The organism is Kribbella aluminosa (assembly GCF_017876295.1).
Taxonomy (GTDB): Bacteria; Actinomycetota; Actinomycetes; order Propionibacteriales; family Kribbellaceae; genus Kribbella; species Kribbella aluminosa.
Map to the genome: position 1 here is coordinate 3041574 of NZ_JAGINT010000002.1, position 24866 is coordinate 3066439.

The window sequence follows — 24866 nt, forward strand, 5'->3', positions numbered from 1 at the left end:
GGATGTCCAACGCACTCTCGGCACGATTTCCACGACCGCAGCGCAACTCGCTGCTGCTCGGTCTGCGCCCGATCCAGGTAGCGCTGGTGATCATTGGCGTCGTCTCGTCGCTGACCTCGCTGCTCGCCGGTTGGCCGGCGGCGATGCGGATGGCCGGTATGACCATCACAGTCGTCTGCGCAGTCACCGCATTTGGACGCTTCGAGGGCCTGCCGGCGTACCGCTGGGTCGTCTTGCGGACAGCCCATGTGCTCCGCGGGCTACGGAAGAATCAGTCGTACCGGGCCAACCTGCTGGCGCCGCGGCGTCACGGTGTGCTGCAGCTGCCGGGCGAAGCGAGCCCGCTGCGGATCCTGGACACCCGATCGTCGATCGGTGCTGTGCATGATCCGCTGCGCCGGCGGCTGATCGCAGTCGCGAAGATCGAGGGACCCGCACACCTCCTCCAGAACTCCGACGAACAGGACCGGCGCGTGGCGGCGTACGGCCGGATGATCGCCGGCCTGTGCCAGAGCAGCCGGATCGCCAGGGCGCAGATCCTCGAGCGGACGATCCCGGATCCCGGCGACGGGCTGGGCGACTGGGCGCGCAAGCGCGGTCTGGACGTCTCGAGCCCGGCGGGAGCGATCTACCGTGACCTGTTGCAGCATGCGGCGCCGGCCGCGGCCAGGCACGAAACGCTGTTCAGCTTCGCGTTGAACCTGGATGCGGTGTCGAAGGACGTTCGCAAGTACGGCGGGGGACTGGCCGGCGCCATGGCCGTCCTGGACTCGGAGTCTCGTGCATTCCAGACCTCGTTCGCGGCAGCCGGCGTCGCAGGTGCCTGGCTCAACGCCACCGACCTGGCAGCCAGTTTGCGAGTAGCCTTCGACCCTGCCGCGACCCGGACGCTTCTCGGAGACCTCGATCCCGTGGACGCGGCGCCTCTGGCCGTCGATGCGACCTGGGACCACCTGCGGACCGACTCGTCGTTCCACCGGGTGTACGTCGTCACCGAGTGGCCCCGCCTGCGAGCGACACCGTCGTTCCTGAGCCCGCTCCTGCTCAAGCCGGGGATCCGTCGGACCTTCTCGCTCGTACTGCAGCCAGTCCCGATCGGCAAGGCGCTGCGCGATGCCCGCCGTCACCAAGTTGAACGGGTCACCGACCGCGCGACCCGCAAGCGTGTCGGCCAGATGGAAACCGAAGAAGACCGTCAACTCGACGCCGACGTCGCTCAACGAGAGAAGGACCTTGCCGCCGGACACGGCGACGTCCGCTGGATCGGCCTGATCGCGGTGTCGGCGGACACCGAGGACGGTCTCGACGAGGCCTGCACCGAGATCGAGATCGCGGCGTCGCAGGCGTTGCTCGACGTACGGCGTCTCGTCGGCCAACAGGTCGAAGGGTTCCTTGCCGCGGCGCTGCCGTTCGGGGTCGGTCTCGGATGAAGGCGAACGCAGGGTGGTTCGAACCCACCGAGACCGATCGACGAACCAGGCGAACCAATCGGCGGGCCAGCCGAGTGACATCGCGCCGCACGAGGCCCGCCAAGCCCTCGCCCGATGACGAGCAGGTACCGACTGAGATTCTCGGCCTGCGTCGGAGGCTTCCGCTGCTGGTGGACAACCATCGCGCGACCACCAGAATCCTCAGGATCGCGTACCCGTTCCTCGCCGAAGGCGGGCTGGGCGCCAACGGCACCTACATCGGCAACGACGTCTTCAGCGGCGGATCCTTCGTCTACGACCCCTGGGAGCTGTACCAGTCACGCGTCATCACCAACCCGAACCTGCTCCTGGCAGGAGTCATCGGCAGCGGAAAGTCCTCCACGGCCAAGGCGCTGATCACCCGGTCGATTGCCCTGGGCCATCGGGCCTACCTGCCGTGCGACCCGAAGGGCGAGTGGACCGCAGTTGCGGAGTCGGTCGGCGGATCGGTCATCAAGCTCGGGCCGGGCCTGTCCACCAGGCTCAACCCGCTGGACGCTGGAAGCCGTCCTGGCGGCGTCGCGGACGCCGACTGGGACCGAATCGTCCGGTCCCGCAGGCGCGCTCTGCTCGGCACACTCGCCGAGTCCACGCTCGGCCGGCCGTTGTCAGCGGTGGAGCACACCGCACTGGATCTGGCCGTCGACAGGGCGTCCCGGATTCCCGTACCGACGATTCCCGACGTGGTCGAAGCCCTGTTCTCGCCCGGGCTCGGCGATGGTACCTCGGAGGCCGACAGCCGGGATCTGGCGCACGCGATCCGACGGCTCGTACACGGCGATCTGGCAGGCATGTTCGACGGCCCGTCGACAACCCGGTTCGACCCGTCACTTCCGATGGTGAGTCTTGACTCATCGTGGATCGGTGCCGGAGGCAATGATCAGGCGCTGCGCCTGACACTCGCATGTGCCTCGTCGTGGCTGGAGGCGGCCGTCACCGACCCGGCCGGCGGGAAGCGGTTCATCGTGTACGACGAAGGCTGGCGCGTGATGCGGGACCCCGCCCTGCTCCGCCGGATGCAGGAACAGTGGAAACTCTCGCGTGCGTGGGGCGTCTCCAACATCCTGATCGTCCACCGCCTCTCGGACCTAGCCGCCGTCGGCGACCTGGGATCGGAAGCCCGCGCCCTCGCCGAAGGACTGCTGGCAGACTGCTCCACACGGATCATGCTGCGGCAAGAACCCGACCAGCTCGCCCGTACGGCGACCCTCCTCGGGCTCACGGACGTTGAGGTATCCACCATCGCGAAGCTCCCGAAAGGCCGCGCGTTGTGGCGGCTCCCGAGCCGGTCGTTCGTCGTACAGCTCGTTCGGCACGCCCGCGAAGCTCGGCTGTTCGACACCGACGGAAGGATGTGACATGGACACCGGCGGACGATCTCCCCGAGACCTCTCGGACATGGCCATCATCGGCGGCGCACTACTGCTGTCCAGTGCGGGGATCCTCTACCTCGCAGGCGGCCTCAGCAGCCTCCTGACAACACACGAGTGGATTCACACACCATGGGCCGGCGCGCTCAAGGTCGTACTCGATCCGGGTGACCCGGCGCGGGTCTTCGGACTCCCGAGCCGAGCGTTTCATCCCGCCGTCTACTGGGCCGTACTCACCGTGCTGCTGATGATTCCGCTCACGGGCGGAGTCGGCGTCCACTATCTGTGGACGAAACGCCAGGCCGGCGGGGCACGTCGTGCGAGGTCTCTTGCCAAACGCCCAGGACTCGCCACCGGTGCCGACGTCGAGGCATCGGTCGGGCGTGGCCAGGTCCTGAGCCGTGGCCGGTCCGCGCGCCCCGCCGTACGACATCCGCAACCGTCAGATGTGGGACGGTTTCTGGGCCGCTCGCACGGGCGCGAGTGCTGGGCGTCGGTCGAGGACTCCGAGATCGCACTCGGCCCGCCTCGCTCCGGCAAGGGCCTCCACCAGATCATTGGCGCCATCATCGACGCGCCCGGCGCCGTCGTCACCACCTCCACCCGACCGGACAACCTCGCCGCCACCGTCGAGCTTCGCCGTACCCGCGGACCCGTTGCGATCTTCGACCCGCAAGGCCTCGGGCAAGTCGAAGGCATCCGCTGGTCACCGGTCCGGGGCTGCGAGAACCCGACCACAGCAATCGTCCGCGCCAGCGGCCTCGCCGCCGGCGCAGGCTTCACCAAGGGCGGGGTGTCCGACGGCGCGTTCTGGCACGGACAAACCGAGATGGCCTTGCGCGGGCTACTGCATGCCGCAGCCATCGACGGTGCCGGCGTCGCGCAGCTCTACCGCTGGAGCCTCGAACCCGCCTCAGCCATCGAAGCCGTCACCATCCTCAACCGCTCGACCGACGCCGCCGAAGGCTGGGGCGACACACTCGACGGCATCGTCCGCATGGACGGCCGCACCCGAGACGCCGTCTGGGCAGGCGTACGCTCAGCGCTCTCCGCCCTCGCCGACCCCGCCGTACGAAAGTCCTTCGACCCAGCAGACGGCGAAGGTCTCGATCCCAAGACCTTCATCGCCAACCGCGGCACCATCTACCTCCTCGGCACAGGCATCGGTGCCAGCGCAACCTCGGCGTTCATCGCAGCCCTCCTCGAAGACATCACCGAAACCGCCCGACAGCTCGCCGCCGGCAACCCAGGCGGTCGCCTCGAACCCCCGCTCGCGCTGATCCTCGACGAGATCGCCAACCTGTGCGCAGTACCGTCACTGCCCTCCCTGATGGCCGACGGCGGAGGCTCAGGGGTCTCCACCCTCGTCGTCATCCAATCTCTCGCCCAGGCAAGAGACAAATGGGGCGAACAAGCAGCCGCAGCGATGTGGGACGCCGCGACGCTCCGCCTCATCCTCGGCGGATCCGCCCAACCGCGAGACCTCCAAGACCTCGCCGCAGTCTGCGGCGATCGGGATGAGGAGATCCGCAACTGGAGCCGAGGCCCCGACGGCAAACGCACCATCTCCACCAGCACCCGCCGCATCCCGATCCTTCCGCCCGACGTCATCCGAACCCTCCCACTCGGCACCGGCATCCTCCTCGCCCGCACCGCCCCACCAATCCTCCTGAACATGACCCCATGGCCGGCCCGCGCAGACGCAGACCAGATCCACGCCAGCATCGCGCAATCGACCCGCAGCAGAAGGCAACCCGAATGACCCCGCGCGACGACCTCTTGAAGTCTTTCGACCTTGCCACCGACGATCCGTTCATCATCTGCTGGCGAGACCTCGAGGCCGGTACCGCCACCGAGGAACTCGAGCGGCTCGACACCTGGGTGGTGTGGCTGGCAGGCCGCTACAGCCTGGATCACAAAGTCATCCCACCGTGCTGGTCACACCACGGCGCCCTCATCGAGGAACTCTCCGCTCTCCGCACCCTGTGGGAAGCCTCCTACCTCGAAGACGCCGCCCCCTCCAGCCCCCTCGCCTTCCACCGCGAACTCGACCTAGCCCTCCGCCGCCTCCGTGAATGGACCTCCCGCCTCGGCTGCTCAAGAACCGAGCACCGCGCTGAGTCTTGAGCGCTTGACGCTGTACGAGGTCGGGGCGGGCCCCGTCTGGTACGTGCGGTCGCAGCAGGACGACCAACTCATCGAGCCCACTCTTTCCGCCCCTGCACTCACGCTGCCTGCGGGCAGCGTCCTCGCCGTCCTCGTCGGGCAGCCGGATTGGCAGCCGTGGGGAACGTGCAGCGGCGGGGTCATGATCGACCCCGAAACGGGCGGCGAAATCGACCCTTCCTTTCACGGGCGGTTCCGCAGATGATGCCCTCGACAGAACTTTCGCCGCTGTTGGGAAAAGTTCAGGAGTGGAACTGAGACGCCGCCGGGCAGGTGTTCCAGCCACCTCGCTGACGCACTCCCCTCGATCTGCAACGGAGACCAGGTGCCAGCGATCAACTGGAACACGGTGGCCACTTCGGCGGCCACCGCGATCATCGTCACCTTGGCGATCGAGTACCTCGCGAAACCGCGGCTGGAAGCCCGCAAGGAGCGCATCCTCGGCGTGATCCGCACCCGTCAGGAGGTCCTGGCGGTGATCACCAAGCTGTCAATCGTGGCGAAGATGTACGGCGATGACCTGCCTGCGACCGCGCCACTGGACCTGCAACGGCGCGTGAAAGTCGAGCGGGACAGGCTCTACAAAGTGCTGGAAGACCAGTCCCGTCATCTGATGGACGACGTGGCCCGCTATGCGGGTGTGTACCGAGGCCCTCTCCGCGACATCCTGATCGAGTACACCGGCGCCGTCCACGGTGTGATGCTCTCGATGCGACCGCGGCAGCGTAAGGCAGCCCATCTCGCCCAACTCGGTAAGCCGATCGCCACGGCACCCGAGGTGCCGCCTCGATGGCAGGTACGGGCTCTTGTACGCATGGTCCTGGCGCTGCGGCAGGTGCAGCACATGGTCGCCACGATCGAAGACGAGATCCCGGCCGCTACGCCGGCCGAGCTCGCCCGCCGACGTTGACCTCGGCCGCTGGGGAGGATTTCGTCGGTGGCTACGTGCACACTGGCAGGTATGGCTTTGCGCACACCGATCTACCTGGACGCCGAGACCCTGTTCGCCCAGGCCGAGTATCACGATCTCGCTGTACCCCAGCAAGCTGAGATCGTCGAAAAGACCACCAACAAGAGGTCGGCCTCCGGAAACGCCGCCTTTCCTGGTGTCGGCGGAGCCAGCGCAGGCGTGGGCCGCGATGTCGAACTCCAGTCGACCTACACCCTTACTCCGAGCCATAAGGCCACAGTCAGCAAGCTAATCGACTCGCTGATCAAGAACGGCGAAGTCAAGGTCAACCCCGACGGGAACACCCCGCTCGGCAAGGACGACCTGGTCGAACTCGACGGCCGAACGAGGATTACCGCCGCGAGCCTCGCCGGCAAGATGTTCCACATCATCCGTCGGCTGACCGACGGCATCAGCGACGTAGACGGCCTGACAGACCTCGATGCAGACTCGCCCGAGGTCGCAGCACAACTGAAACAGGTGTACCTCCAGAACGAGTTGCTGCCGATCCCGATCCTGCTCGAGATGACCGAGACAGGACTGCCGCAGAAGGCTTACGTGAGTCTGCGCCCCAGCCATTTCGTCGAGCTCGCATCAGCCGATCGTGTCGAGCGTGAACTGCGGGTCCTCGGCACAGTGACACATCTGGTCGACGACAGCCCCGACGGCTACTTCAGTGCCGAGGAGTGGCTGCTCCACGGCTACGAGTACCTCTTCCGGCGCCTACTGATGACGCAGGTCAACGACGTTGTGAAGAAGCTGGTCAATGACATTGGCCTGGATTTGCCGGCCAACGACGTGCATGGCTTCATCGCCGGCCCAGCGATCGTCGTCGACGGCATCGCTGTCTACTGAGGCGGGTCATCCCTAGCGCCGTCTGCCAATGAGCTGCCGTATGTAAGGTGCAAGACCGTGATGCTTCTTCTTTCTCAGAGAGCGTTTCCCGGAGTCTTCAGGCTCGTAGCTGAGGTGACCTCAGGAGCCGGTTCGTCCTGCAAATCGGTGCCTGCAAGCTCCTGCATCATCCTCTGAAGGTGACTGTGTTGGCGTTGTTGGGCGTAGGCGTTGGCCGGTGGTGAGCCGAGGGGATCGAGACCAATAATCCGATGAAGCTCGCGGTACGCCGCGACGTCACGAACAAGTTGACGCAGTGATTCGGTCGTCTCCGGCATTGATTCGATCAGATGCCGGTGCCACGGCTCGTTGGCAGAAGCGGCTTGTTCGGCCAGCCAGTTGGCGCGCTGGGCGATCTGGGACTCGATCTCCTGGAGGGCTGCCTTGTAGGTGGGGTTGGATACGTGGACCGACGGTGTGACCAGGCCGGCGATGTGTGCGGGCGAGGCCCGGCGGGTACGTCGTTCGGTTCGTGTGATGAGTCGTTCGACGCGGGCGTGGAGGACGGCGGCTATGTCGTTTGCGTTGGTCAGGGATGACTGGTTGACGATCTGGTGGAGGGTGGTGGGGACGTCGAGGCCGAGGTGTTCGGCGTGGCGTAGGGCGGTGATGAGGGGGCCGAAGGCGGGGGAGGATTGGAGGGCGGCTTGGTCGATGGGGTCGAGGCCGCTGGTGGTGATTGCGGGGCGGTAGCGTTCGCGGGCGTCTAGCTGGCAGAGGTGTTCGTGGATGGGGATCAACCGGTCGAGGCGGGTTGCGTTGTCGAGTTGGGTGCGCATGGTCTCGTGGGCTGAGCGTTCGATGCCGTCTTGTTCGAGGACGGCTTCGAGGACGTCTTGCATGGTTTGCGGGAATTGGGGTTCGTGCATCTCGGCGGTCGTGGTGTGGGTGGCGACGTAGGCGCGGTTGCTGTGGCGGCCTCGGGTCAGGCCGACGTACATGAGGGCGCGGGTGAGCTTGTCCGTGACCAGGAGGTGGGCGGTGTCGACGGTGGCGCCCTGGGCGCGGTGGGCCGTGGTGGCGTAGGCGAGTTCGACGGATTCACGTACGTACGCGCTCGGCAGGGCCACGGTCTGGAGGTCGTCGTTCTGGACGGTGAGGGAGCCGTCGTCCCAGCGGTGGATCACGGTCCAGCGGTTGCCGTTCTGGACGAAACTGCGCCGGCCGATGCGGAGGCGTCGGTTGTTGAGGCGGGTGACGATATGGTCGCCGAGGCCGACGTGGGTGCCGTCATGGAGGAGGATTCCGTCTGGTTCGACCTCGCCAGTGGTTACTCGGTCGAGTCGTGCCCGGGCGTTGAGGCGGGCGACGGTGGCGTTGTCCGCCGCGATCAGAAGACTGGTCTTGCCAGCGTTGGAGTCACGTCGCCAGGCGAGGTAGGCAGCGTCCTCCATGTCTTCAACTGATCCGTGTGAGAGTCGATCGTGATCGTCGTACAGATCGATGACCTCTGCGCGTCCCTTGCGGAGCTCCAGGCTGGCTTCACGTTCCCACTGGTTGGAGAACCGCCAGACGTCGCTGAGTTCGGCCGCGTTGGTGTCACGCGCGATCAGCCGGAAGGCGCCACCGACATCCGCGGCGCCGAGTTGGGCGTCGTCCCCGACGAGGAGGAGCTTCGCGCCGGCCTTGTCGGCTTCGCGAGCGAGGGTGGCGAGTTCCATCGTGCCGGCCATGGACGCCTCGTCGACGATCACCAGCTGGTTCCTGCGGAAGTGCCATCGGTCGCGATCGGCGTACGCACGAGCCAGCTCCGCGACGATTCGCCGGTGGCGCCGGCGGCGGCCGGTTGTCTCGGCTGCTTGTGCTGCTCGTTCGAGTTCGCTGATCCATCGGCGGCGTTGATCGGCTGCGACTCCGACGGCCTCGTGGATCCACTTGGCGAGGTTGTCTGCGGGCAGGGACAGGGTGTCCGACAGGACGGTTGCTGCAGCGGAGGAAGGCGCCAGCGCGATGACGGATCCGTCGCCGTGCTGCGCTTCCCAGCTGGTGCGGAGAGCGGCGAGAAGGCTGGTTTTGCCGCTGCCGGCCGGTCCGACGAGAGCTTCGACTGTTTGACCGCTCTGCGCGATCCGCTGCAGTGCCTGGATCTTGTCGTCGCTGAGCCGGGAGGTCGTCACGCGACGGTGGGAGATGGTCGGGGCGTCGAGCTTCGCTGCGAGGTCGAGGAGCAGGCTCTCGGCTCCTAGGATCACCGGCGACGTGAAGATCTCGCCGTTGTGAATGGTGAAGACGCTCTGCCCGTCTGCGCGACGTTCTGGTGTGGTGAAGGTCGCGGCCGGAGAGATGCTGATCGACTGTTGTTCTGCGTCGTGGACGATTGCCTCGAGCGCCTGAAGGCGGTCTTCGGTGGTCGAGAGACGGAGGAGGCGGGTCTGGCGGGACGCTTCCGCGAGGAGGTTCCACCGTGTCCAGGTTGCACGCTTCGCTTGCAGTGCCAGAACTGTCATCGCGCCGTACGCGTGGATCGTCTCGGCACTCAGGTCGGCCGCGGTGAGTGGTCGATCGGTTGTCGAGTCGAGAACCTTTTCGATGATGGCGGAGGCCTGTTTGTGTGTGACTCGTTCGGCGCGCTCGCGCCAGCTGCGCATGAGGTCTGCGAGCGGCTTCGCCAGGTGTTTCGGCGGCCGGTTCATCAGGGTTGCTTGTTGCCGCAGTACGTACATCTCACGTCGACCTGGCGGACCGGAGTCGTCGGCGCGGTGCTCCAGCAGCGTGGCGAGATTCGCCTCGATCTGCTCGGTGCGTGAGGAGAACTCGCGGATCAGTTCTTCCGGGATCCCGTCGATTTCGAAGGCTGGTGATCGGCGTTCTCCACGATCGTGGAGTTGCCAGGTGACGCCGAGCCGACGGCTGAGGTTGTCGGCCAGAAGCGTGTTGTGTACCTCGGACAAGGCAACGGCCGCGGCGTACAGAACCCTGCCATCGATTGTGCGCCAGCATCCGTCGTCTCCCTGGACACGATTGGCTACAACGACGTGGGTATGGAGTTGCGGGTCGCCGCCTCTGGTGTCCCAGTGGTCGAACGCGGCCGCGATGACGCCGCGGGTGTCGAGCTGTGCGACGCCATCGTGGCCCGTTCTGGTGAACACTGCCTGATCCTGCAGGCTCTCAAGTACGTCGTGGATCGCCTCGTAGTGTGCCAGGACGATCTGTTCCTGCACGCCCACGTCGGCGGTGGCCCACAGCGCCGAGACTGACTTGACCGGGGAGAACGTCAGGTCGAAGCCGGCAACGGCGTGCTTGGTCTTCTTACGCGCCGCGGTCTTTCGTATCTGCTCGATCTCGAGCTCGCGCAGTGCGGTCGGCAGGGTTGGATCGAGAGCACGTATCTGGTCCGCGACGCTCTCGCTCGGTGACTTGTAGGTACGGTACGGCTCGCCGAGCGTTGTCCCGGTGATCGGGACTTCTGCTCGCCCGAACAGCGCGGCCATCTGTTCCTCTGTGACCTCTGCTCCAGCGGTCAACTCTCCCTTGCCAAGGCCGCTTAGCCCGCGCCCGAACCATCTGCCTGCCGGGTAGCCGGATTCTGCGTAGTACGCGGTGAGCGGTGTGGCCATGCGCCGGTCCACGTCGCCGGGTGCGACGTGTTTGAGCAGGTATGTGTAGCCGTCGCCGGCCGTCAGTCGGTGGATGCTCAGCATGGGGTGCCGTGGTCCTCCGGTGGCGCACCAGCTGCCAGATCGCTTGTCCCCGGTACGTCGTTCTGACGCTGAAGACGGAAGATCGCCTGATCGAGTTTCGCCAGCTCGCCGAAGGCCGCCCGGAGCGGTTCGGCAACAGCGGACCGTGGGTCTGCATCGATGAGTCCGAGAAGGATCTTCCGGATCGTCTGAGTGTGCGACGCGACCGAGGAGCGCTCTGCAACGGCCGCGTTGGTCGCGGACTTCTGTAAGCGCCAATTGCGCAGGCGGCAACGATCTGAGCAGAATCGTTGGTCGGATCGGCGGGCGATGAAGAACGCGGCGCAGTGCTCGCACGCTCGGTCGTTGCCGCGCTCGGAGCTGTTCACGGTGTGGTTCATGAACGCTCAACGCTGGGGCCCACGTAAGGCTGGTCGGAAGCGTTTCGGCGACAGAAACGCCTCGGATGCAAGAAGTGTGATCGATTTGTGCCTGGACGCGCCCAGCCCGTCGGCGGGCTGGCGCGTGGCGGGTGCTGGCGCGCGGGTTGGGGCGGTCCCGAACGTTGAACCTCTGCGACGTCTTTCGCCGTGCCGGTGAGAGGCGAAGTTGTCCACAGATTCGGCCGGAGACTGCCGAGGAGCGGCGGTTCTGGCGCATCTTCCCTGTGACGAGAGGAATTCGATGAACAACTTCGAAGTACCGAGCCGCGTGACCGAGCTGGTCGTCGAGGCTGAGGCGATTGTCGAGGCGTTGGAGGCGAAGGCGCCTGGCGGGCGATGGGCGATGACGGCGTTCAGCCGGTTCCGATCTCTCCAGTTGCTCGGTGCGCCGTACCAGCCCTACGACGGCGATCTGGACGGCGACCCCGCCGAGCTCTACGAGCAGGCTGCCAGCGAGATCGATCAGCTCGATGTTCCGATCGACCATCTCAGCTGGCGGCTCGCTCTGGCCGATGCTCTGAGGTCGGCGGCCGCGGACGTCCGGATGGTCCAGGATGCGTACGACGTATGAGGACTTGCTCCGGATCGCGCGACGAGACGCGATCGCCGCATGCAACCTGGCCGCTGGCGACACAACCGACCTGGCCGCCGGCTGGCAGGCAACGCTGACGGCAGCGCGGCATCACTTCCGCTGGCTCCGTCTTGAGTTGTCGGTACAAGATTTCACGGATGCTGACGGCGGCAGTGCGGCCGGCCCGCTCGCGGTACTCGCTCGGTCGCTCGGCGCGGGAGCGGACCTGCTCGCGTCGCAGAACAGAAGCACCAGCGGCGTCTTCGAGGATCGGTGGTTGGTGGCGGCTCGATCGGAGCTCGCGTTCATCACCGGGCTGGCCGCCCGGGCGGCCGTCACGAGGCTCGCCAGCCACGAGACGCACGATGCTGAACGGAGCCAGCGGCTGTTGAGGCACCTGGTCGACGTGATCGAGGAGCTCGAGTTCCACTGCACCTCCGGTACGTCGGACTTAGGGCCGCTCCTCGGGTTGGCGACAACGTTGCCGCACGCATCCGTCGACAACGGCTGCCGAGTTGCCCTGCTGGCCGCCCGCTGGCAATCGGCGCATGACGCGACAAGTCCAGGTGGCGTACTGGCCCGCGACCTCCGGTCGACCACAGCCCAGCTGCGCACGGTCATCGGTTACAGCCGTCACCTCACAGGACTCTTGAACCAGCCAGGCGCGAGCGCCGAGGCAACCCGCGAACTGGAGCGCGCTCTGCGAACAGCGGATTCGACCACCCGGTGTGTCATGGACTCGTTGCGGACCCGCGTCTCGGACATGGGCGGGCGCAGCGACGCAGCAGCCGAGGCCGCGTTCATCGACTTGCTTCAAGAGCTCCGCGGATGGGTCTCCGATGGAAAGCGGCTCAAGGATCGGAGAGAGCTGCTCGCCGATAGCCGAGCGGTCGCGCTTGCTCGCGATGTGGTCGACGAGCTGATGCACTCGGCCGTCAGGGTGGCAGAGCTGCAGCAGAAGACCGTAGCGTGGCTGATCGCTCGCGGTCAGCTGTTCGTCCCGAAGCCTGAACTCGGCAAGCGAGATCCTGAATTCCACAACCGACCCGGTGTCTGGCGACTCAAGTACCCACAGCCGTCGTGGGTCAGGACGAACCTGGCAGCGTGCTTCGACCAGTTGACCGCCGACCTGGCGGAGCTGACCAAGCAACTGTCGATCGCCGCCGACGCTGCATGCAGCATCGCTGGAACATCCACTCTGCGACGCCCGTACGGGCCTGAGCACTTCAGCGGACCGCCGATCGTGCACACGTCCCGGTGGCGGTGGGCGCCGCCGACGTACGACGCACTGTTTTCGGACACCAATCGTGATCCGGCCGGTCCCGAACGTTGAGCTTTCCCAGACTCAACTTGGAGGATTGATGGAGCGGCCAAGAGTCACCCCCGAGGATCTGCGCGACGCGCTGCACTCGGAGATCCGCAAACGCAGCTCAGGCGTCGAGTGGGTCAGATGGCTTGATGCTTCAGTTGCTCTTCGCAACTACAGCTTCAGGAACGTCGTACTGATCACCCTCCAGATGCCGTACGCAAGCCAGGTCGCCAGATCCGACATCTGGCAGAAGCTCGGACGATCCATCCAGAACAGCCAGCAGGACAGAGAGATCCGCGTCCTGGCGCCCGTCATCCTTCAGCGCGGCCGACGATTGACGCTGGAGACTAGCCAGCCTGACCTCGAGCTCGAACGGGCCAGACAAGCGCGGGGCGGCGGACGACTTGTCGGATTCAAGGTCGCGTCCGTCTGGGACATCTCGCAGACCGATGGCCCGGTGCTTCCACAGCCCGCCGCACCGTCCGGAGGCGGTGCATCGACCGGTGAGCTTTGGCGGGCGCTCGAACACGAAGTCCGCTCGGCCGGCTACACGCTCGTGGAAACCAACGTCGGCGATGCGAGCCTTGAAGGATTTACCAACTTCCAAAAGCGGACTGTGGTGATCAGAAGCGATCTGGACGAGGTAACGGCCGTCGCGCGGTTGGCGCACGAAGTTGCACACTTGCGAATGCACGACGCGAAGGAGATCGCTGCGCCTGAGACCGTGGTGTGCCGCGGGATGAAAGAGATCGAGGCAGAGTCCGTCTCCTACCTACTGATGGCACACCATGGGTGGTCGACCGGCGGATCCTCGTTCCGCTACATCGCCAGCTGGGCGGCGCAGGTCAACAAGCGCGAACCGGAGAAGGTCATCGAGCGGACTGGTGCGCGGGTGGTGTTGGTCGCGCGACGCTTGATCGGCACAGTTGATCGCCAGCTTCATCGCGGCGGGTTGAGCCACCGGCGCCCGGAGCTACGCAGTCTGTCTCTCGGCACTCTGCCGAGCCGCCACGAGACAGCTGAGCGACCCTTCGACGGTCCCGAACTGTGATGGAGCGAAGCGGATGACCAATTCAAGAGTGGCGGCCCTACGAAGGGCGCGCGAACGCCAGTCACGCATCGAAGCAGCAACCGCGCGTGCGACCCGCGCGCAGGCCGCACTGGAGCGGGCGATCAAAGCGAGGCTACTCGCAGCGGAGCGGCACGACGAACGAGTTCGAGACGCCGAGGACGCTACAGCTACAGAGGCCGCCGGGCTGGCCAGGGTATGCGGCAGCGCCGAGGCGGCCGCGGAGATCCTCGGCTGGAGCGTGCGCCACGTCCGTAGCGTTCTCAAAGCGGAGCACGAGCGAGCGTCCGGGGCACCTGGAACGCGTACGCCCAGGACAGCCTCGCTGCTCGAGGGAGGAGGCAACGGTGTCAGCCCCAGAGGCAACTGATCCGTTGTGGGACATCGAGCAGGTCTCGGCATACCTCAAAGTGCCCAAACGAACTCTGTACGCGTGGCGGACCCACCGGTACGGGCCGAAGGGAATTCGCGTCGGCCGCTATGTGCGATACCGACGCAGCGTCGTGATCGAGTGGGTCGACCTCATGGAGCATAGCGATGACGAGTAGACGTTCAATCGAGTGGCTCATGCGGAGGCGCAGGTCGACAGCCTCTCCGCGGATGGAATCCGAGCTCGGCGTCGTCCCTTGCGCCGAGGATGAGGCAGAGGGCTGCTCGGTATTCCTGGCAGGGCCACCACACCGCGCCGCGTTCCAGCTTGGCGATGTAGTGGCCGGTGATCGGGTACCGTTTGGCGTTGACCGCGTACAGCAGCTCGGCTACGCGTTGGGCGAGTTCGCTGCGGCCCATCGGGCGGCCGGGCGCGATGCGCGACACCGTGCGCAGGCGAGCGGCGGTCAGGAGATGGTTCGCGCCTGACGGATCGTCTGGGCTCACGCCTGACATTCGCGTGGCTCGTAGCCGGAGTCGTGGACGCTGTCTCCGTGCTTCAGGTCAGTCCACTTCACTGACGTCCTCCGAACGCTCGAGGCCCTGCCACCGACAGGGGAGACGGTGGCAGGGCCTGGCCCTCGCCACGTGCACGACGAGGATTGGATGGCGTGACCGACGCGGAGGTGAAGGTTCACACGCCGGCCTCGCCGGTCTACAGGGGAAACGTGCCGGTGTTGGTGAGTGCCGGGTCCCCTTCAGGGTCGAACGGATCGGGGTCCAGCCATCGGATCTCCGATTCGCCGAGGTGGCCGTGGGTCTCAAGGAGATCGCCGATGCCCGGCCAGAACGCGATGTATGGGTTGTGGCCGAGCCACTTGACGGCTACCCACTGATGGCCGTCCTCGTTCGGCGGGAACTCGGCCAGTAAGGCAACGACGCCGGTACCGCTGACTCCGGATGGATCTCGATACCGGTAGAGCTCCCCGCGGCGTATCAATTCCGTCTCCTTGGTTCGTTCCGGCGGCTGGTCAGAGGCCGTGACCCAAGACTCCTGGCTCCGGTCGGGACAGGAAAACCATGTCGTTTGGCATTTGTGGACATTTGTCGGATAGCTCAGAGCACGAACGGTTGGTGGGTCGCCTCAAGCACGATCTCCTGGCCTCTCGGAACCAACATGGGCGTCACGATCGGTCCTTCGCACGCGTTGAGTCGGTCGTCGTGGGAACTGGATCCGTGGTCACTCGCAAGCCAGCGAATCGGCGTTGCATGGACGAGGCGTACCGGTCGGCGAGGCTGGCAGAGGCGGTGTAGCTGGCGACCACGTGTTGCCCGAACCACACCCTGACCCAGTGCAGCGGTTCAGCACGATCCCCGCTCATCACGCGCCTCGGAGTTCGTCATCGATAGCGCGGACGATGTTTGCATAGGTGCTCGTGGCAACAACAACCATGATCCCGATCGCGAGGGTGCTGTTCCAGCCGGGGATGGTGCCCAGCATCGCCGGTAGCGCGTCGAAGTGAGCCAACATGCCCAAGTAGCCTTTCACGTGTGCCTCCCGTGTGAGCCTGTGGTTGGGCCCCGTGAGACGAGCGACACGCCCGGGTCACGGGTAGCGCCGTGTTGCGCTAGGTGATCGAGTGTCGGCGCGCTGACTGCGGCCTGATCAGCCCAGCGTGGGGGTCCACCATGGACCCCCACGCGATGGGGGCGCGTGGTACAGCGGACTACTTGAAGCGATGCCAGATCGCGTCATCTTTCGCGAAGTAGCTGCGCAAGCGATGGCCGAGCTCCTCTGCGACATCTGGCCGGCCAAGGAGTCTCGCGATCACGCTGGTCACCAGTTGGAGGTCCCGCACGTCACGCAAGACTGGCCAATTGGGAGAGGAGAATAGATCGAAGCCGTACGAGGACGCGAAGCCTTCGTATTCTCGGTGCGAGTCGGCGAACCGCTCCACCCCGTGTGCGGCCGGCACCAAGTCCCACTCTGGAGGGCCGAAGCGAACTGAGTCCAGGTCGATCAGAACCACGCCCAGGGGCGTGCTGAGCAAATTCCCAGCATGGGCGTCGCCGTGGATGACGCTGACGGGCAAGGCCCACTGGGCAGCCGCGATGGCCGAACGGAGCTCAGTGCAGCGCTGCAGCAGCCGATCGGCGACCTGAAGGATTGACAGATTGAGCTCACGCTTCGCCCAGGAGTGCAGGTAGTCCATGGTTTCGCCAGTTGCGTCCGCTACCTTCCGCACGCGAGTCCCGCAGCGGTCGATCACGTCCCATTCGGGGACGGCGAGCCCCAGATGGTGAATGGAATGTACGGACAGGAGCGGGGAGGCAAGGTCCACGAGCTCATGCCGGTGACCAGCGGGTTGGGGTAAGTAAGTCCATGCGGTTGCCATCCATGCCGACGTCTCGATCGGCTCCCCGAGGCCTGGTGCAAGCCGAACGGTGGGCAGATTCAACTCGGCGAATCGGCTGGCGACCGCGGCGGTTTGACGCACCTCGTGGACGTGATCGGCCGGTGCGATTCGCAGTACGACGTCCGCTGCTGGCACGTAAAACACCGCGTTCATGGTGTAGCGCAAGAGTCGGGCGCCTGTTGGGTCGACGCCAGCTGCGGCAGCTATCTCATGCAGCGCCGTGTTGAGGCGATCGCGTTCGTCGCTGCTGAGAGTCGTCACACCGTAGAAGTTAGCTTCCCTGCACCGTAGAGGACACGTTCGACGACTCCCCGGTGCCGGCTGACCCGCGGTCGCGGAATTCGATGGGAACGACCTGGCAGTCGCGGAGGCTTCGATGCCCTCGGAAAGGGAGGGCCGCAGACGGTTCGGGCATGGCTTTGCCGAGCCACGTCGATCCTGCCGGATGTCGCGGACCTGTAGCAGGTGAGGCAACTCGACAGCCGGACATTTATGTACATTTTCATGCTACCGTCCAACAGACATCCATAGACATCTAGTAGCTGGCAAGGTTGAGCATAGTGAACGAGGTGCTTCGGAGAGCGATGTACGGCGCGAACCTCACTGAGACGGACGTGGCTGCGGAAGTGGCCGTCGATCCGAAAACGGTGCGGAACTGGCTGCACGGGCAGCTTCCGCAAGCCCGGCATCGCGCCATCCTGACCAAACTGCTCGGCATCGAGGAGGAGCGGACATGGCCTGAGCTGAGCGGAGCTCGTCAGCCCGATCTCGTCGCCGTCTACCCTCGACGCACTGCACTCATGCGCGAGTCTTGGCTATCGCTCTTCGAGTCTGCCGTCTCAGAGATCGGCATCGTCGCCTACGACGCGATGTTCCTTCTGCAGGACACGGACTTCGTGCGATGCCTCCGCGACAAGTGCGCTGCGGGCACTCAAGTCAGAGTGGGGCTGCGGGCTCCAGGCGAGGCGACCGCGGCACTCGGCGATCTTGACGCCGAAACCGAGATGAGAGTGGCGAACGTGCGAAGCGCAGTGTCACTACTTCAGCCACTGTTTCCATACGCCGGATTCGATCTACGACTGCACGACGTCATCCTCTACAACTCGCTGTACCGCGCAGATGACGAGCTGTTGGTCAACCAGCACGCCCATGGGATCGCGGGGGCCGAGTCTCCAGTCTTCCATTATCGACGTGCGCCGAGGGGCAACATGTTCCAGTCGTACCTCGCAAGTTTCGAGACCATCTGGTCGCAGGCTGAGTCGCTGCACGCGTTCAGACTCTGAGCGCTCGGCCGACGTCCCGGATCGGAGGGTGACCGCACAGAGCATCACGGCTCTCCGATCGGCAGGGCACTCTCCCAGACCCGCTCGAAGCTCTCGAGGTAGTGGCCCGCGAGTTGGCCGCCGGGGATCCTACGCAGATGCCACGCCGGAGCCTGCGCGGCGGGCAGCCCGTAGAGGTGGGTGTTGACCAAGAGAGTGTCATCAGCGCGGAAGATCGAGTTGTAGAGAATCGTGCGATGGGTCCGAAACTCTATGCCGGGGACCGTAGCCAAGTTACTGAAGAGGACCATGGAGTTGCGGACCTTCGCAGCTAACGCCTCACCGATTCCCTGTTCCCGCCCACGCTCGGCGACATGCGAGTCATCGGGATCTCCGAGCAGGATCCGGACACTCGCTCCGGCCTTCGCCTTCTTACGGATGACTCGTTGCAGCTGAGTGCTTTCGGCAACGAACAGACCCGCGTACACGAGTATGCCGATGTCGCTGTCGCCGGACTCGAAGAACGTTCGCCACGCATCCGCCGAGATGTCGGAGAACTGAGGGTAGACCCGAACGATCTCGCTCTCGGACACCGCGGCGGCGCGCTGGCCGGTTACTGCAGTCGGGAACAGGTAGGCCTCGTCCCGCCCGAGCCGTGTGGCCAACCGATGGCGATTGCGGGGGAACGGGATGTAGTCATGGGCAACCCACCGCTCGACCGTCTTGACGTTGACGCCGAGCTCTTCGGCGAGCGCCAGGTAGGTGAGGTTGTGCTCGGCGAGCGCGGCGCGCAGTCGTTCGTTAGCCACAGACACAACCTAGGACATTTCCAGGCGTTTCGCCGGGAGGGAAACATTTTCGGACGTCTGTCGATGCCGTGTCGATGCCCTGGGGCGGCACGGCATCCTTCCTCCGACAGAAGGAGGAATCAACTTCATGGTCGATCGGGAGCCGAACAGGCTGCTGCGAAAAGCCCGAGGTTCTATGACACAGCGCCGCCTGGCTGACCTGGTCAGTGCAGAGATCTACAACGCCACGGGCAAGAAGAGCGTCATCACCGCGAAGTCCATCTCTGACTGGGAGTGTGGCTTGTATACCTGGCCACCGGCGCACGTTCGGACGGCTCTGTGTCGTGTGCTTCAGGAGCCAGACCCGTCCGACCTCGGCTTCTTCAACAAGCGACGTGTCAGTGCGCCCAAGAAGCCGGAAGTCGCATCCCTCGTCGATCTGATGGCCGGCCAACTGCCCGCAGCCGGGTCCATGACCCTGCGTATCCCTGACGGCCGGTCGTTCTCGGGAGTGGACGTCGAGGCTCATCGTCGTGAGGCGGTGTCGCCGGGGGACGGATGGTTGATGGTCGACCCAGGACCTGATGCTGTGCTGAACCGGCCCGACCGTCGTTCATTCGTCATAGCCGTTGATGACATGCAGCAGTCCTGCATTTTGGACGGACGCCGGTTCGCTAACCGCGTCGGACGTCGAACGGGCCCGCAACCGGTCTCGTCGGCGACCTCCGTCGATGATCTGACAGTTGGCGTCATCTGGGCAGTGACAAACACAGATGTGGCGTTGTTGGCGGACGACAGTCATCTCTCGACCCTTCAGGCAGAGTTGGCGCCCCACGACAGGCGGTGCTTGTCGGATATGCTGCTGACCGGGGTGCCTATGCTTACCCCGGTCGCGAGCCAATGGCTGAGGTCCTGGCTCTGTACTCGCCACATCAGTCGCAAGCTCGAGCGGTTGTCGGGTCAGCCGTACTTATGGCCGCTGGGGAGAAGAGGCGAGGATGCGACCTCGTGGCTGCTGTGGCGACATAGGTTCGAGTATCTTCGTCATACGTCGCGGTGGTTCCCGCGTATGCGGCACGACTTCCACGTGCAGGAGTCGGATGTTGTGGAGTCGCCGATGTACGAGCGAGTTCTGCTCTTGCTGGCGGCCGCGCTGATGGAGGCGTTCGGGATCGCAGTGGCCCTGAGTTCTGAGTGTGAGCCCGCAGAGGTCCTGCAGTCCGTGCCCGGCGATGAGTCGATCGTTGCGAACTGGCTCGGTGCCTCAGGCCTGTGCTGCGTCGATGCAAGCGCACCGTGGTCGTGCGGGGTGGTGTCCGGCGATGGCGCTGAACAAGCGCGCGAGCTGTCGCCGGTCACCGAGCAGTCCTCGGAATGCAGGCTGGAGGCGATTGCGAATCGACTGGACGTGTCGTGGCCGTGGTTCCAACGGCGATGTGCGGAGCTTGCACCCGAGGGAGTTGATGACATCGCCCATCCGCGCAGTCGGTTGCTTTCGACACGGGGGTTGAACTCTGCGGTTCGATACATTGCCCGGGCGAAGAATCTTTGAGCGGACTATTCGGTGGGCGCGAAGTAGTTCACAAGCATGTCGGTGGTCCAGGCCGGCTGGTGAGTCGCGCCCCGGGGGCCGAACTCGTCGAACCATGGCTTGATGTCCAGAACGGGAGTGCCGTCTACGGCATCGAGATCCTCGACGAGAAGGTCGAGGCCATCGACCTTCAAAAGCCGACAGCGGGAGATCCCGAGCCAGTTGATCCGGCGCATATTCCTATGGCCAAATGCACCGACTTCGGGCCAGGCCGGGTTATCCCTGGGCCGGCGGGCGCCCAGGTTCAGGTCGCTCTGGTCGCTGAGATGGAAGAAGAACACGACCTCGAGGTGAGAGAAGTCGTCCAGCCCGACAACGGATCGTTCGTCGAACCGCTCGCTGTTGATGCGCAGGATCGCGCGCGCGCCACCCCAGTTGTCATCGGTAGGTTCGCTTCGGCCGCCGATGACCTGGGCGACGGGTTCGAACGTGAGGGCGCGGTGCGTCATAGGGACATCCTTCGATCGACGAGGTTTGACGGCGAGGCCTGGTCACCTCGCCGCGGAGGCGAGGTAGCGAGAAGCCCGATGGTCGAGTTCGGTCGCTGCGGGGATGCCGCGGGCTCGGAACGGCGACAGCGCCGCGCGCATGTCGACGACAGTCTGACGCGTGCGGCCGGAGTGCACACCATCCATGACGTCGAGGGCAGTCGACCAGGTCGAGCAGGCTTCGTCGATCGCGCCCTGACGAGCCTGGACTGCGCCGAGGTATCCCAGGGTCACGGCGTGCGTGCGGGTGAAAGTCGCTGCCTTGCGGGTACGAACGCTGTGTCTGAACTGGGATGTCGCCGCGGTCAGATCGCCGAGGTCGCGCAGGGTACACGCGGTTTCGTGGGCGAGGCTGGCCTCGCCGAAGAAGAACACCCGACCGGGTTCGTCATCATTCTTGCTAGCGCTGGCGAGGTTGTCCTCAGCACGCAGCAGAGCCTTGGCGGCGGCACTGCCGTCGCCAGCGGCCGCCAGCGCCCGGGCATGGACGACCTCGAGCAACGCCCGCTCGCGGGGACTTGCCAGGGTTGACCGTCGCCCGTCCAACGACGCCTTCGCGAGCTGGACGGCTTGGCGTGGGTGACCCAGGTCGACGGCCTGATGGGCCATCGCACGCAGGACGTGGCCAGCCAGCGGTGGGTCGTCGGCCTCGGCCGCGAGCTGGACGGCGACTGTGAAGTACTTCTGTGCGGTGGCGTGCTCAGCATTGTCGAATGCCATCCAACCACTGAGGTACGCAAGTTCGCCGGCCGTGGAGAACAGGTCCCGGCGAATGTCGGCGCTGGCGTGAGCGGCTCTCAGCGCGCTGGCGACTTCAGAGGTCAGGTACTGTGCCAGAGCGGTGCGTGCGTGCCCGCCCCCACGGCGCTGATCGAGCCGGGTGAACATGGCCGCCATCTCCTGGATCGCTTCCAGGTCACCGGCGCCGATCAACCGGCCGGTCCGAGCAGAGCGCTGGGCTCCGCGGCGCGCCATCGTGTCCCACCAGGCCTGTGAGGGCACCGCGAGTGCGGCCACCGAGTAGCCAGCGGCTCGTAGGACAGATCTGCGCTCGATGTCCACGTTGCCTCTTCCCAGATCGGCGAGCGTCGTCAGCGTATCTGCGGACCAATTCAGTGCTGCAGGCGGCTGCGGACCGGACAGGCCGATCTCGTCGACAGTGACGACCCTGCCGAGGCGTCGGGAAAGCGCCTCAGCCAGGATCGCCGGCGCGTCACCAGATGGCGTCGACCCCGCGACCCAATGTGAGACGTGGGACCTGCCCACCGAGACCAGGCGCTCGTTGCCGGCTTCGAAGGCGACTCGACCGACCGCGTGCGCGAGTTGGGCATGCGACCAATCTGCCTCGGCGATGACGGCCGCGAGCTTGGCATTGCGGCGCGGTTCAGCGCCCGACCTTCTCGTTCGCTCGTTCACCGCTTTCACCACTCTCGACGTCCGAACAGGTGTCCCACGCGAAGAAGCCATGGTTCGCTCTCATCGTAACGAAACCGGGTAGCAGAGGAGGGCGAGAGGTGCACGTGGTACGGCCAGATCCGCAGTGGTGGACCTCGGGCGTGCACGGGGGACGGCCATTGCGGGATTGCCTGGCCGAGCAGGACATCAAGTCGCTGTTCCTGTTCCTGAGGGATCGCGGCTACAGCAGGAGCGCGCTCGCGGCTGCGTCCGGTCTCACGGAAACCCGAGTGCGGAGCATTTCCCAGGGCAAGCAGTTGGTAACGTCGTACGAGGTCCTGGTACGTATCGCGGATGGCTTTGGAATCGACCGCGGCCTGTTGGGTGTGGGATCTCATGTGCCCAGTAGCGACACCAAGACCGATATCAGGCTGCGCGACCCGGGCGCAGTCCCAGGGTTCGTCGGATCACTGGCTGCCCTGGCGGTTGGCCCCGTTCCGGCTGAGTTGAGCGAGTACGCGGCTGCCAGGCACCCGGCCGCAGCCAGTCCCCCTGAGCGGGTTACTGCTGCCCACGTCGACCTGGTCCGCGCGGTCTGCGATGAACACCGCCAAATCGATGCCACGCGCGGCGGCGGATCCTGCCGGGACTCCGCAGCCAGCTACATCGCATGGGCGAGTGGCATGTTGGGCAGCAGATTCGAGACGGAACAGACCGAGGCGGACTTCAAGATCGCCTTGTCCGACATGTGCCAGGTCGCTGGGTGGGCCAGTCACGATCTCGGTGACGACGCTGCGGCCCGTCACTACCTGACTGCTGGGCTTGTCCTCGCCCGGGAGGTCAACGAACTCGCCCTGATTGCTGGTGGTTTCTACCGTCTTGGCCGAGTCTCGATCCACCTCGGCCGGCCGCAGGAGGCGCTGCGGCTATGGCAACTCGGGCAGATCGTTGCCCAAGACAGCGGGAACCTCGCTGCAGTCGCTGTCTTACATGCCAACGAAGCCTGGGCGTACGCCATGCTCGGCGCAGCGGACAGAGTGTCGGACTCGCTTGCGCGTGCTCAAGACGAACTCGGGCGGGTCGACGAAAGCACGGTCCCATCGTGGGCACGGTTCTTTCTGGCGCCCGCGGACCTTGATGGAATCTCAGGGGTCATCTATGGCTGCCTCGCCTCACACGTCGAACATCGGAACCGCTTCGCGGAGCGGGCGATCGATCATGCTGAACGCTCGTACGCGACGCGGGGCGCGGGAGAGGAGCGGAGCCGCACGTTTGATGCGATCAGTATCGCCACTGGCTACGTCCTCGACGCCCAGCCGGACCGAGCAGCGGCAACCGGACACCAGGCCGTTGACATGGCCTTGGCTACTGACTCAGTCCGGGCTGCCGATCGGCTGCAGGCGATGGCGTCCTTGGCGCGTCCGTACGCCACACACAACGGGGTCAGCGGGGTGCTCGAACGCGTCAATGCGATGGCCAGCGCCTAACGGCCTGAGGGCCGGTGGATCGACGTCGACCGGGGAGACCGTCCTCATGGCTCCAGCGAGGAATACATCGAGTTCCACCGCTCGTAGATCGCCGGGTCTGGGCGGTAGGAAACGATGGCTGACAACGGGATGTGCATGATGACGCCACCGGTCATCGCTACTTCCGCCCACGGCTGATCGTTTCCAACTGGGTAGTGGCGGTGTGGGGCGAAGCGGACCACAGCATCGGAACGCACGACGTCGGCAGACTCATGTGGTTCCCAAGTCAGCCAACCTGACTTCGCAACCTGGGCGATCTCGACCAGTGCCCGATAGCTGTGTTCCGCGTCGGAGTCGTCAGCCACCCAGGTCTCTGAGTCGGCGTTCGTCGTTTGACGGGCGAGATGCACGACCTCGCTGATTGGAGGAAACCCTGTGATCGGGGCTGGCGCATCGACCACATCCGGCTTCCGCGACATCGCCCGCAGTTCGTCGGAGTCGAGCAGGTGATAGAGGTCGTGCACGCGTGGGGTCGTCGCGTCGGTCTCGGCATAGGGATGGACGACGCGGTCGGTGTTGAACGGTGTGAACCAGCCTTCGACTGGCGGAAGCCACATGCCGAGCGAGCGTTGCATGGCAGGGTCATCTTCGACGCCGTCCATATCGTCGCTGAACAACAGCTCGAAGTTTGTGTCGTCCAGTATCAGGTCTTCTAGGCTCACGTCGTGATCGAGGCCGGCTTCGTCCATCAGGGTATAGGCGTACTTGCAGATCGCGTTGACGATGATCTCTTCGGCTATGCACGCGGGCCGATCACTCTTGGGGTTGGCCAGGTCGTGGCTGACCTTGACCGCGGAGACCAGGATCTTGGCGAAGAACTGCTGATCGTACGAGGGCCGGAACCGAGGTGGGAAGTAGTTCCACACGAACGTATCGGCGTAGATCTCGGGATCGGGTGCGCCGTCCGGATCCATTTCGGCAGCGCCGATGGTCTGGATGTCAGCGATGCACTCATCGACGATGTGGATCGCTGCGAGGGTGACGGCGCCCAAGAGACGTCGCTCGATCAGTAGGTCCGCATCGCTTGGTGGGTTGTCGCCCCAGTCCCCGCGGTCGTCGGGCGAGCCCAGGTAGGCGATGTACGGGTTGCGGGCCCGATCAGCCAGATCGTCGAGGAGTTGAATCAGCGCAGGATCCGTCACCCGATCAGGCTGCCACATGATCCACACC

The 24866-nt window shown here is 65.3% G+C and carries 23 protein-coding genes; 15 read left to right on the plus strand and 8 right to left on the minus strand.

Features of this window, described 5'->3' with window-relative positions:
* Nucleotides 1-2: 2 nt before the first annotated feature.
* The 7 genes from JOF29_RS35675 (at nt 3) to JOF29_RS35705 (ending at nt 6809) form a co-directional block, all read left to right on the plus strand.
* Nucleotides 3-1430: an SCO6880 family protein gene (locus tag JOF29_RS35675; protein ID WP_209698760.1), complete on the plus strand. Its 1428-nt coding sequence runs from the start codon at nt 3-5 to the stop codon at nt 1428-1430.
* A gap of 170 nt (nt 1431-1600) precedes the next feature.
* Nucleotides 1601-2827: a putative type IV secretion/conjugal transfer ATPase gene (locus JOF29_RS35680; RefSeq protein ID WP_307863855.1), complete on the plus strand. Its 1227-nt coding sequence runs from the start codon at nt 1601-1603 to the stop codon at nt 2825-2827.
* A 1-nt stretch (nt 2828) separates the two neighbouring features.
* The gene (locus JOF29_RS35685) at nt 2829-4601 is read left to right on the plus strand and encodes a type IV secretory system conjugative DNA transfer family protein (protein WP_209698761.1); all 1773 of its coding nucleotides are present in this window, start codon (nt 2829-2831) and stop codon (nt 4599-4601) included.
* Nucleotides 4598-4966 (plus strand): hypothetical protein, encoded by a 369-nt coding sequence (locus tag JOF29_RS35690; RefSeq protein WP_209698762.1) that lies wholly within the window; start codon nt 4598-4600, stop codon nt 4964-4966. Before JOF29_RS35685 ends, JOF29_RS35690 begins: the two co-directional genes overlap by 4 nt.
* A gap of 4 nt (nt 4967-4970) precedes the next feature.
* A complete protein-coding gene (locus tag JOF29_RS35695; protein ID WP_209698763.1) occupies nt 4971-5210 on the plus strand; it encodes a hypothetical protein in 240 nt (79 codons plus the stop codon).
* A gap of 120 nt (nt 5211-5330) precedes the next feature.
* A complete protein-coding gene (locus JOF29_RS35700; protein ID WP_209698764.1) occupies nt 5331-5915 on the plus strand; it encodes a hypothetical protein in 585 nt (194 codons plus the stop codon).
* A 51-nt stretch (nt 5916-5966) separates the two neighbouring features.
* Nucleotides 5967-6809 (plus strand): DUF6414 family protein, encoded by an 843-nt coding sequence (locus tag JOF29_RS35705; protein ID WP_209698765.1) that lies wholly within the window; start codon nt 5967-5969, stop codon nt 6807-6809.
* A 74-nt stretch (nt 6810-6883) separates the two neighbouring features.
* Here the strand turns inward: JOF29_RS35705 and mobF are convergent, their stop codons facing one another.
* The gene (mobF, locus tag JOF29_RS35710) at nt 6884-11128 is read right to left on the minus strand and encodes a MobF family relaxase (RefSeq protein ID WP_209698766.1); all 4245 of its coding nucleotides are present in this window, start codon (nt 11126-11128) and stop codon (nt 6884-6886) included.
* Nucleotides 11129-11152: 24 nt separating this feature from the next.
* Here mobF and JOF29_RS35715 point away from each other — a divergent pair, with 24 nt between their 5' ends.
* From JOF29_RS35715 to JOF29_RS35735, 5 genes are all read left to right on the plus strand, one after another.
* A complete protein-coding gene (locus JOF29_RS35715; protein WP_209698767.1) occupies nt 11153-11482 on the plus strand; it encodes a hypothetical protein in 330 nt (109 codons plus the stop codon).
* Entirely contained in the window at nt 11466-12815 is a 1350-nt protein-coding gene (locus JOF29_RS35720) for a hypothetical protein (RefSeq protein WP_209698768.1), read from the plus strand. Before JOF29_RS35715 ends, JOF29_RS35720 begins: the two co-directional genes overlap by 17 nt.
* Nucleotides 12790-13842, plus strand: a complete 1053-nt coding sequence (locus JOF29_RS35725; protein ID WP_209698769.1) for a hypothetical protein — start codon at nt 12790-12792, stop codon at nt 13840-13842. Before JOF29_RS35720 ends, JOF29_RS35725 begins: the two co-directional genes overlap by 26 nt.
* A gap of 365 nt (nt 13843-14207) precedes the next feature.
* Nucleotides 14208-14408, plus strand: a complete 201-nt coding sequence (locus JOF29_RS35730; protein WP_209698770.1) for a helix-turn-helix domain-containing protein — start codon at nt 14208-14210, stop codon at nt 14406-14408.
* A 52-nt stretch (nt 14409-14460) separates the two neighbouring features.
* Entirely contained in the window at nt 14461-14718 is a 258-nt protein-coding gene (locus JOF29_RS35735) for a hypothetical protein (RefSeq protein ID WP_209698771.1), read from the plus strand.
* 226 nt (nt 14719-14944) lie between these two features.
* Here JOF29_RS35735 and JOF29_RS35740 read toward each other — a convergent pair whose 3' ends face one another.
* From JOF29_RS35740 to JOF29_RS35750, 3 genes are all read right to left on the minus strand, one after another.
* Complete coding sequence (locus JOF29_RS35740; RefSeq protein ID WP_209698772.1) at nt 14945-15229, minus strand: hypothetical protein; 285 nt, start codon at nt 15227-15229, stop codon at nt 14945-14947.
* A 381-nt stretch (nt 15230-15610) separates the two neighbouring features.
* A complete protein-coding gene (locus JOF29_RS35745) occupies nt 15611-15778 on the minus strand; it encodes a hypothetical protein (protein WP_209698773.1) in 168 nt (55 codons plus the stop codon).
* Between the two features lie 178 nt (nt 15779-15956).
* Complete coding sequence (locus JOF29_RS35750) at nt 15957-16907, minus strand: aminoglycoside phosphotransferase family protein (protein ID WP_209698774.1); 951 nt, start codon at nt 16905-16907, stop codon at nt 15957-15959.
* 299 nt (nt 16908-17206) lie between these two features.
* Here JOF29_RS35750 and JOF29_RS35755 point away from each other — a divergent pair, with 299 nt between their 5' ends.
* A complete protein-coding gene (locus JOF29_RS35755) occupies nt 17207-17929 on the plus strand; it encodes an XRE family transcriptional regulator (RefSeq protein ID WP_209698775.1) in 723 nt (240 codons plus the stop codon).
* Nucleotides 17930-17973: 44 nt separating this feature from the next.
* On the opposite strand, the gene JOF29_RS35760 is transcribed toward JOF29_RS35755, so the two are convergent.
* On the minus strand, nt 17974-18717 hold the full coding sequence (locus tag JOF29_RS35760) for a helix-turn-helix transcriptional regulator (protein ID WP_209698776.1): 744 nt from the start codon (nt 18715-18717) through the stop codon (nt 17974-17976).
* Nucleotides 18718-18844: 127 nt separating this feature from the next.
* On the opposite strand from JOF29_RS35760, the gene JOF29_RS35765 reads away from it, so the two are divergent.
* A complete protein-coding gene (locus JOF29_RS35765; protein ID WP_209698777.1) occupies nt 18845-20248 on the plus strand; it encodes a hypothetical protein in 1404 nt (467 codons plus the stop codon).
* Between the two features lie 5 nt (nt 20249-20253).
* On the opposite strand, the gene JOF29_RS35770 is transcribed toward JOF29_RS35765, so the two are convergent.
* Complete coding sequence (locus tag JOF29_RS35770; protein ID WP_209698778.1) at nt 20254-20736, minus strand: SAM-dependent methyltransferase; 483 nt, start codon at nt 20734-20736, stop codon at nt 20254-20256.
* Nucleotides 20737-20778: 42 nt separating this feature from the next.
* On the minus strand, nt 20779-22191 hold the full coding sequence (locus JOF29_RS35775; protein WP_209698779.1) for an NsdA family TPR-like regulatory protein: 1413 nt from the start codon (nt 22189-22191) through the stop codon (nt 20779-20781).
* A 98-nt stretch (nt 22192-22289) separates the two neighbouring features.
* Between JOF29_RS35775 and JOF29_RS35780 the strand changes: the two genes are divergently transcribed.
* Nucleotides 22290-23657, plus strand: a complete 1368-nt coding sequence (locus JOF29_RS35780) for a helix-turn-helix domain-containing protein (RefSeq protein ID WP_209698780.1) — start codon at nt 22290-22292, stop codon at nt 23655-23657.
* 44 nt (nt 23658-23701) lie between these two features.
* Here the strand turns inward: JOF29_RS35780 and JOF29_RS35785 are convergent, their stop codons facing one another.
* Entirely contained in the window at nt 23702-24856 is a 1155-nt protein-coding gene (locus JOF29_RS35785) for a hypothetical protein (RefSeq protein WP_209698781.1), read from the minus strand.
* Between the last annotated feature and the right edge of the window lie 10 nt (nt 24857-24866).

Coding starts and splice junctions, on each gene's coding strand:
- JOF29_RS35675 (WP_209698760.1), top strand. CDS start 3: ATGTCCAACGCACTCTCGGCACGATTTCCACGACCGCAGCGCAACTCG.
- JOF29_RS35685 (WP_209698761.1), top strand. CDS start 2,829: ATGGACACCGGCGGACGATCTCCCCGAGACCTCTCGGACATGGCCATC.
- JOF29_RS35690 (WP_209698762.1), top strand. CDS start 4,598: ATGACCCCGCGCGACGACCTCTTGAAGTCTTTCGACCTTGCCACCGAC.
- JOF29_RS35705 (WP_209698765.1), top strand. CDS start 5,967: ATGGCTTTGCGCACACCGATCTACCTGGACGCCGAGACCCTGTTCGCC.
- mobF (WP_209698766.1), bottom strand. CDS start 11,128: ATGCGCCAGAACCGCCGCTCCTCGGCAGTCTCCGGCCGAATCTGTGGA.
- JOF29_RS35715 (WP_209698767.1), top strand. CDS start 11,153: ATGAACAACTTCGAAGTACCGAGCCGCGTGACCGAGCTGGTCGTCGAG.
- JOF29_RS35720 (WP_209698768.1), top strand. CDS start 11,466: ATGCGTACGACGTATGAGGACTTGCTCCGGATCGCGCGACGAGACGCG.
- JOF29_RS35735 (WP_209698771.1), top strand. CDS start 14,461: ATGGAATCCGAGCTCGGCGTCGTCCCTTGCGCCGAGGATGAGGCAGAG.
- JOF29_RS35765 (WP_209698777.1), top strand. CDS start 18,845: ATGGTCGATCGGGAGCCGAACAGGCTGCTGCGAAAAGCCCGAGGTTCT.
- JOF29_RS35770 (WP_209698778.1), bottom strand. CDS start 20,736: ATGACGCACCGCGCCCTCACGTTCGAACCCGTCGCCCAGGTCATCGGC.
- JOF29_RS35785 (WP_209698781.1), bottom strand. CDS start 24,856: ATGTGGCAGCCTGATCGGGTGACGGATCCTGCGCTGATTCAACTCCTC.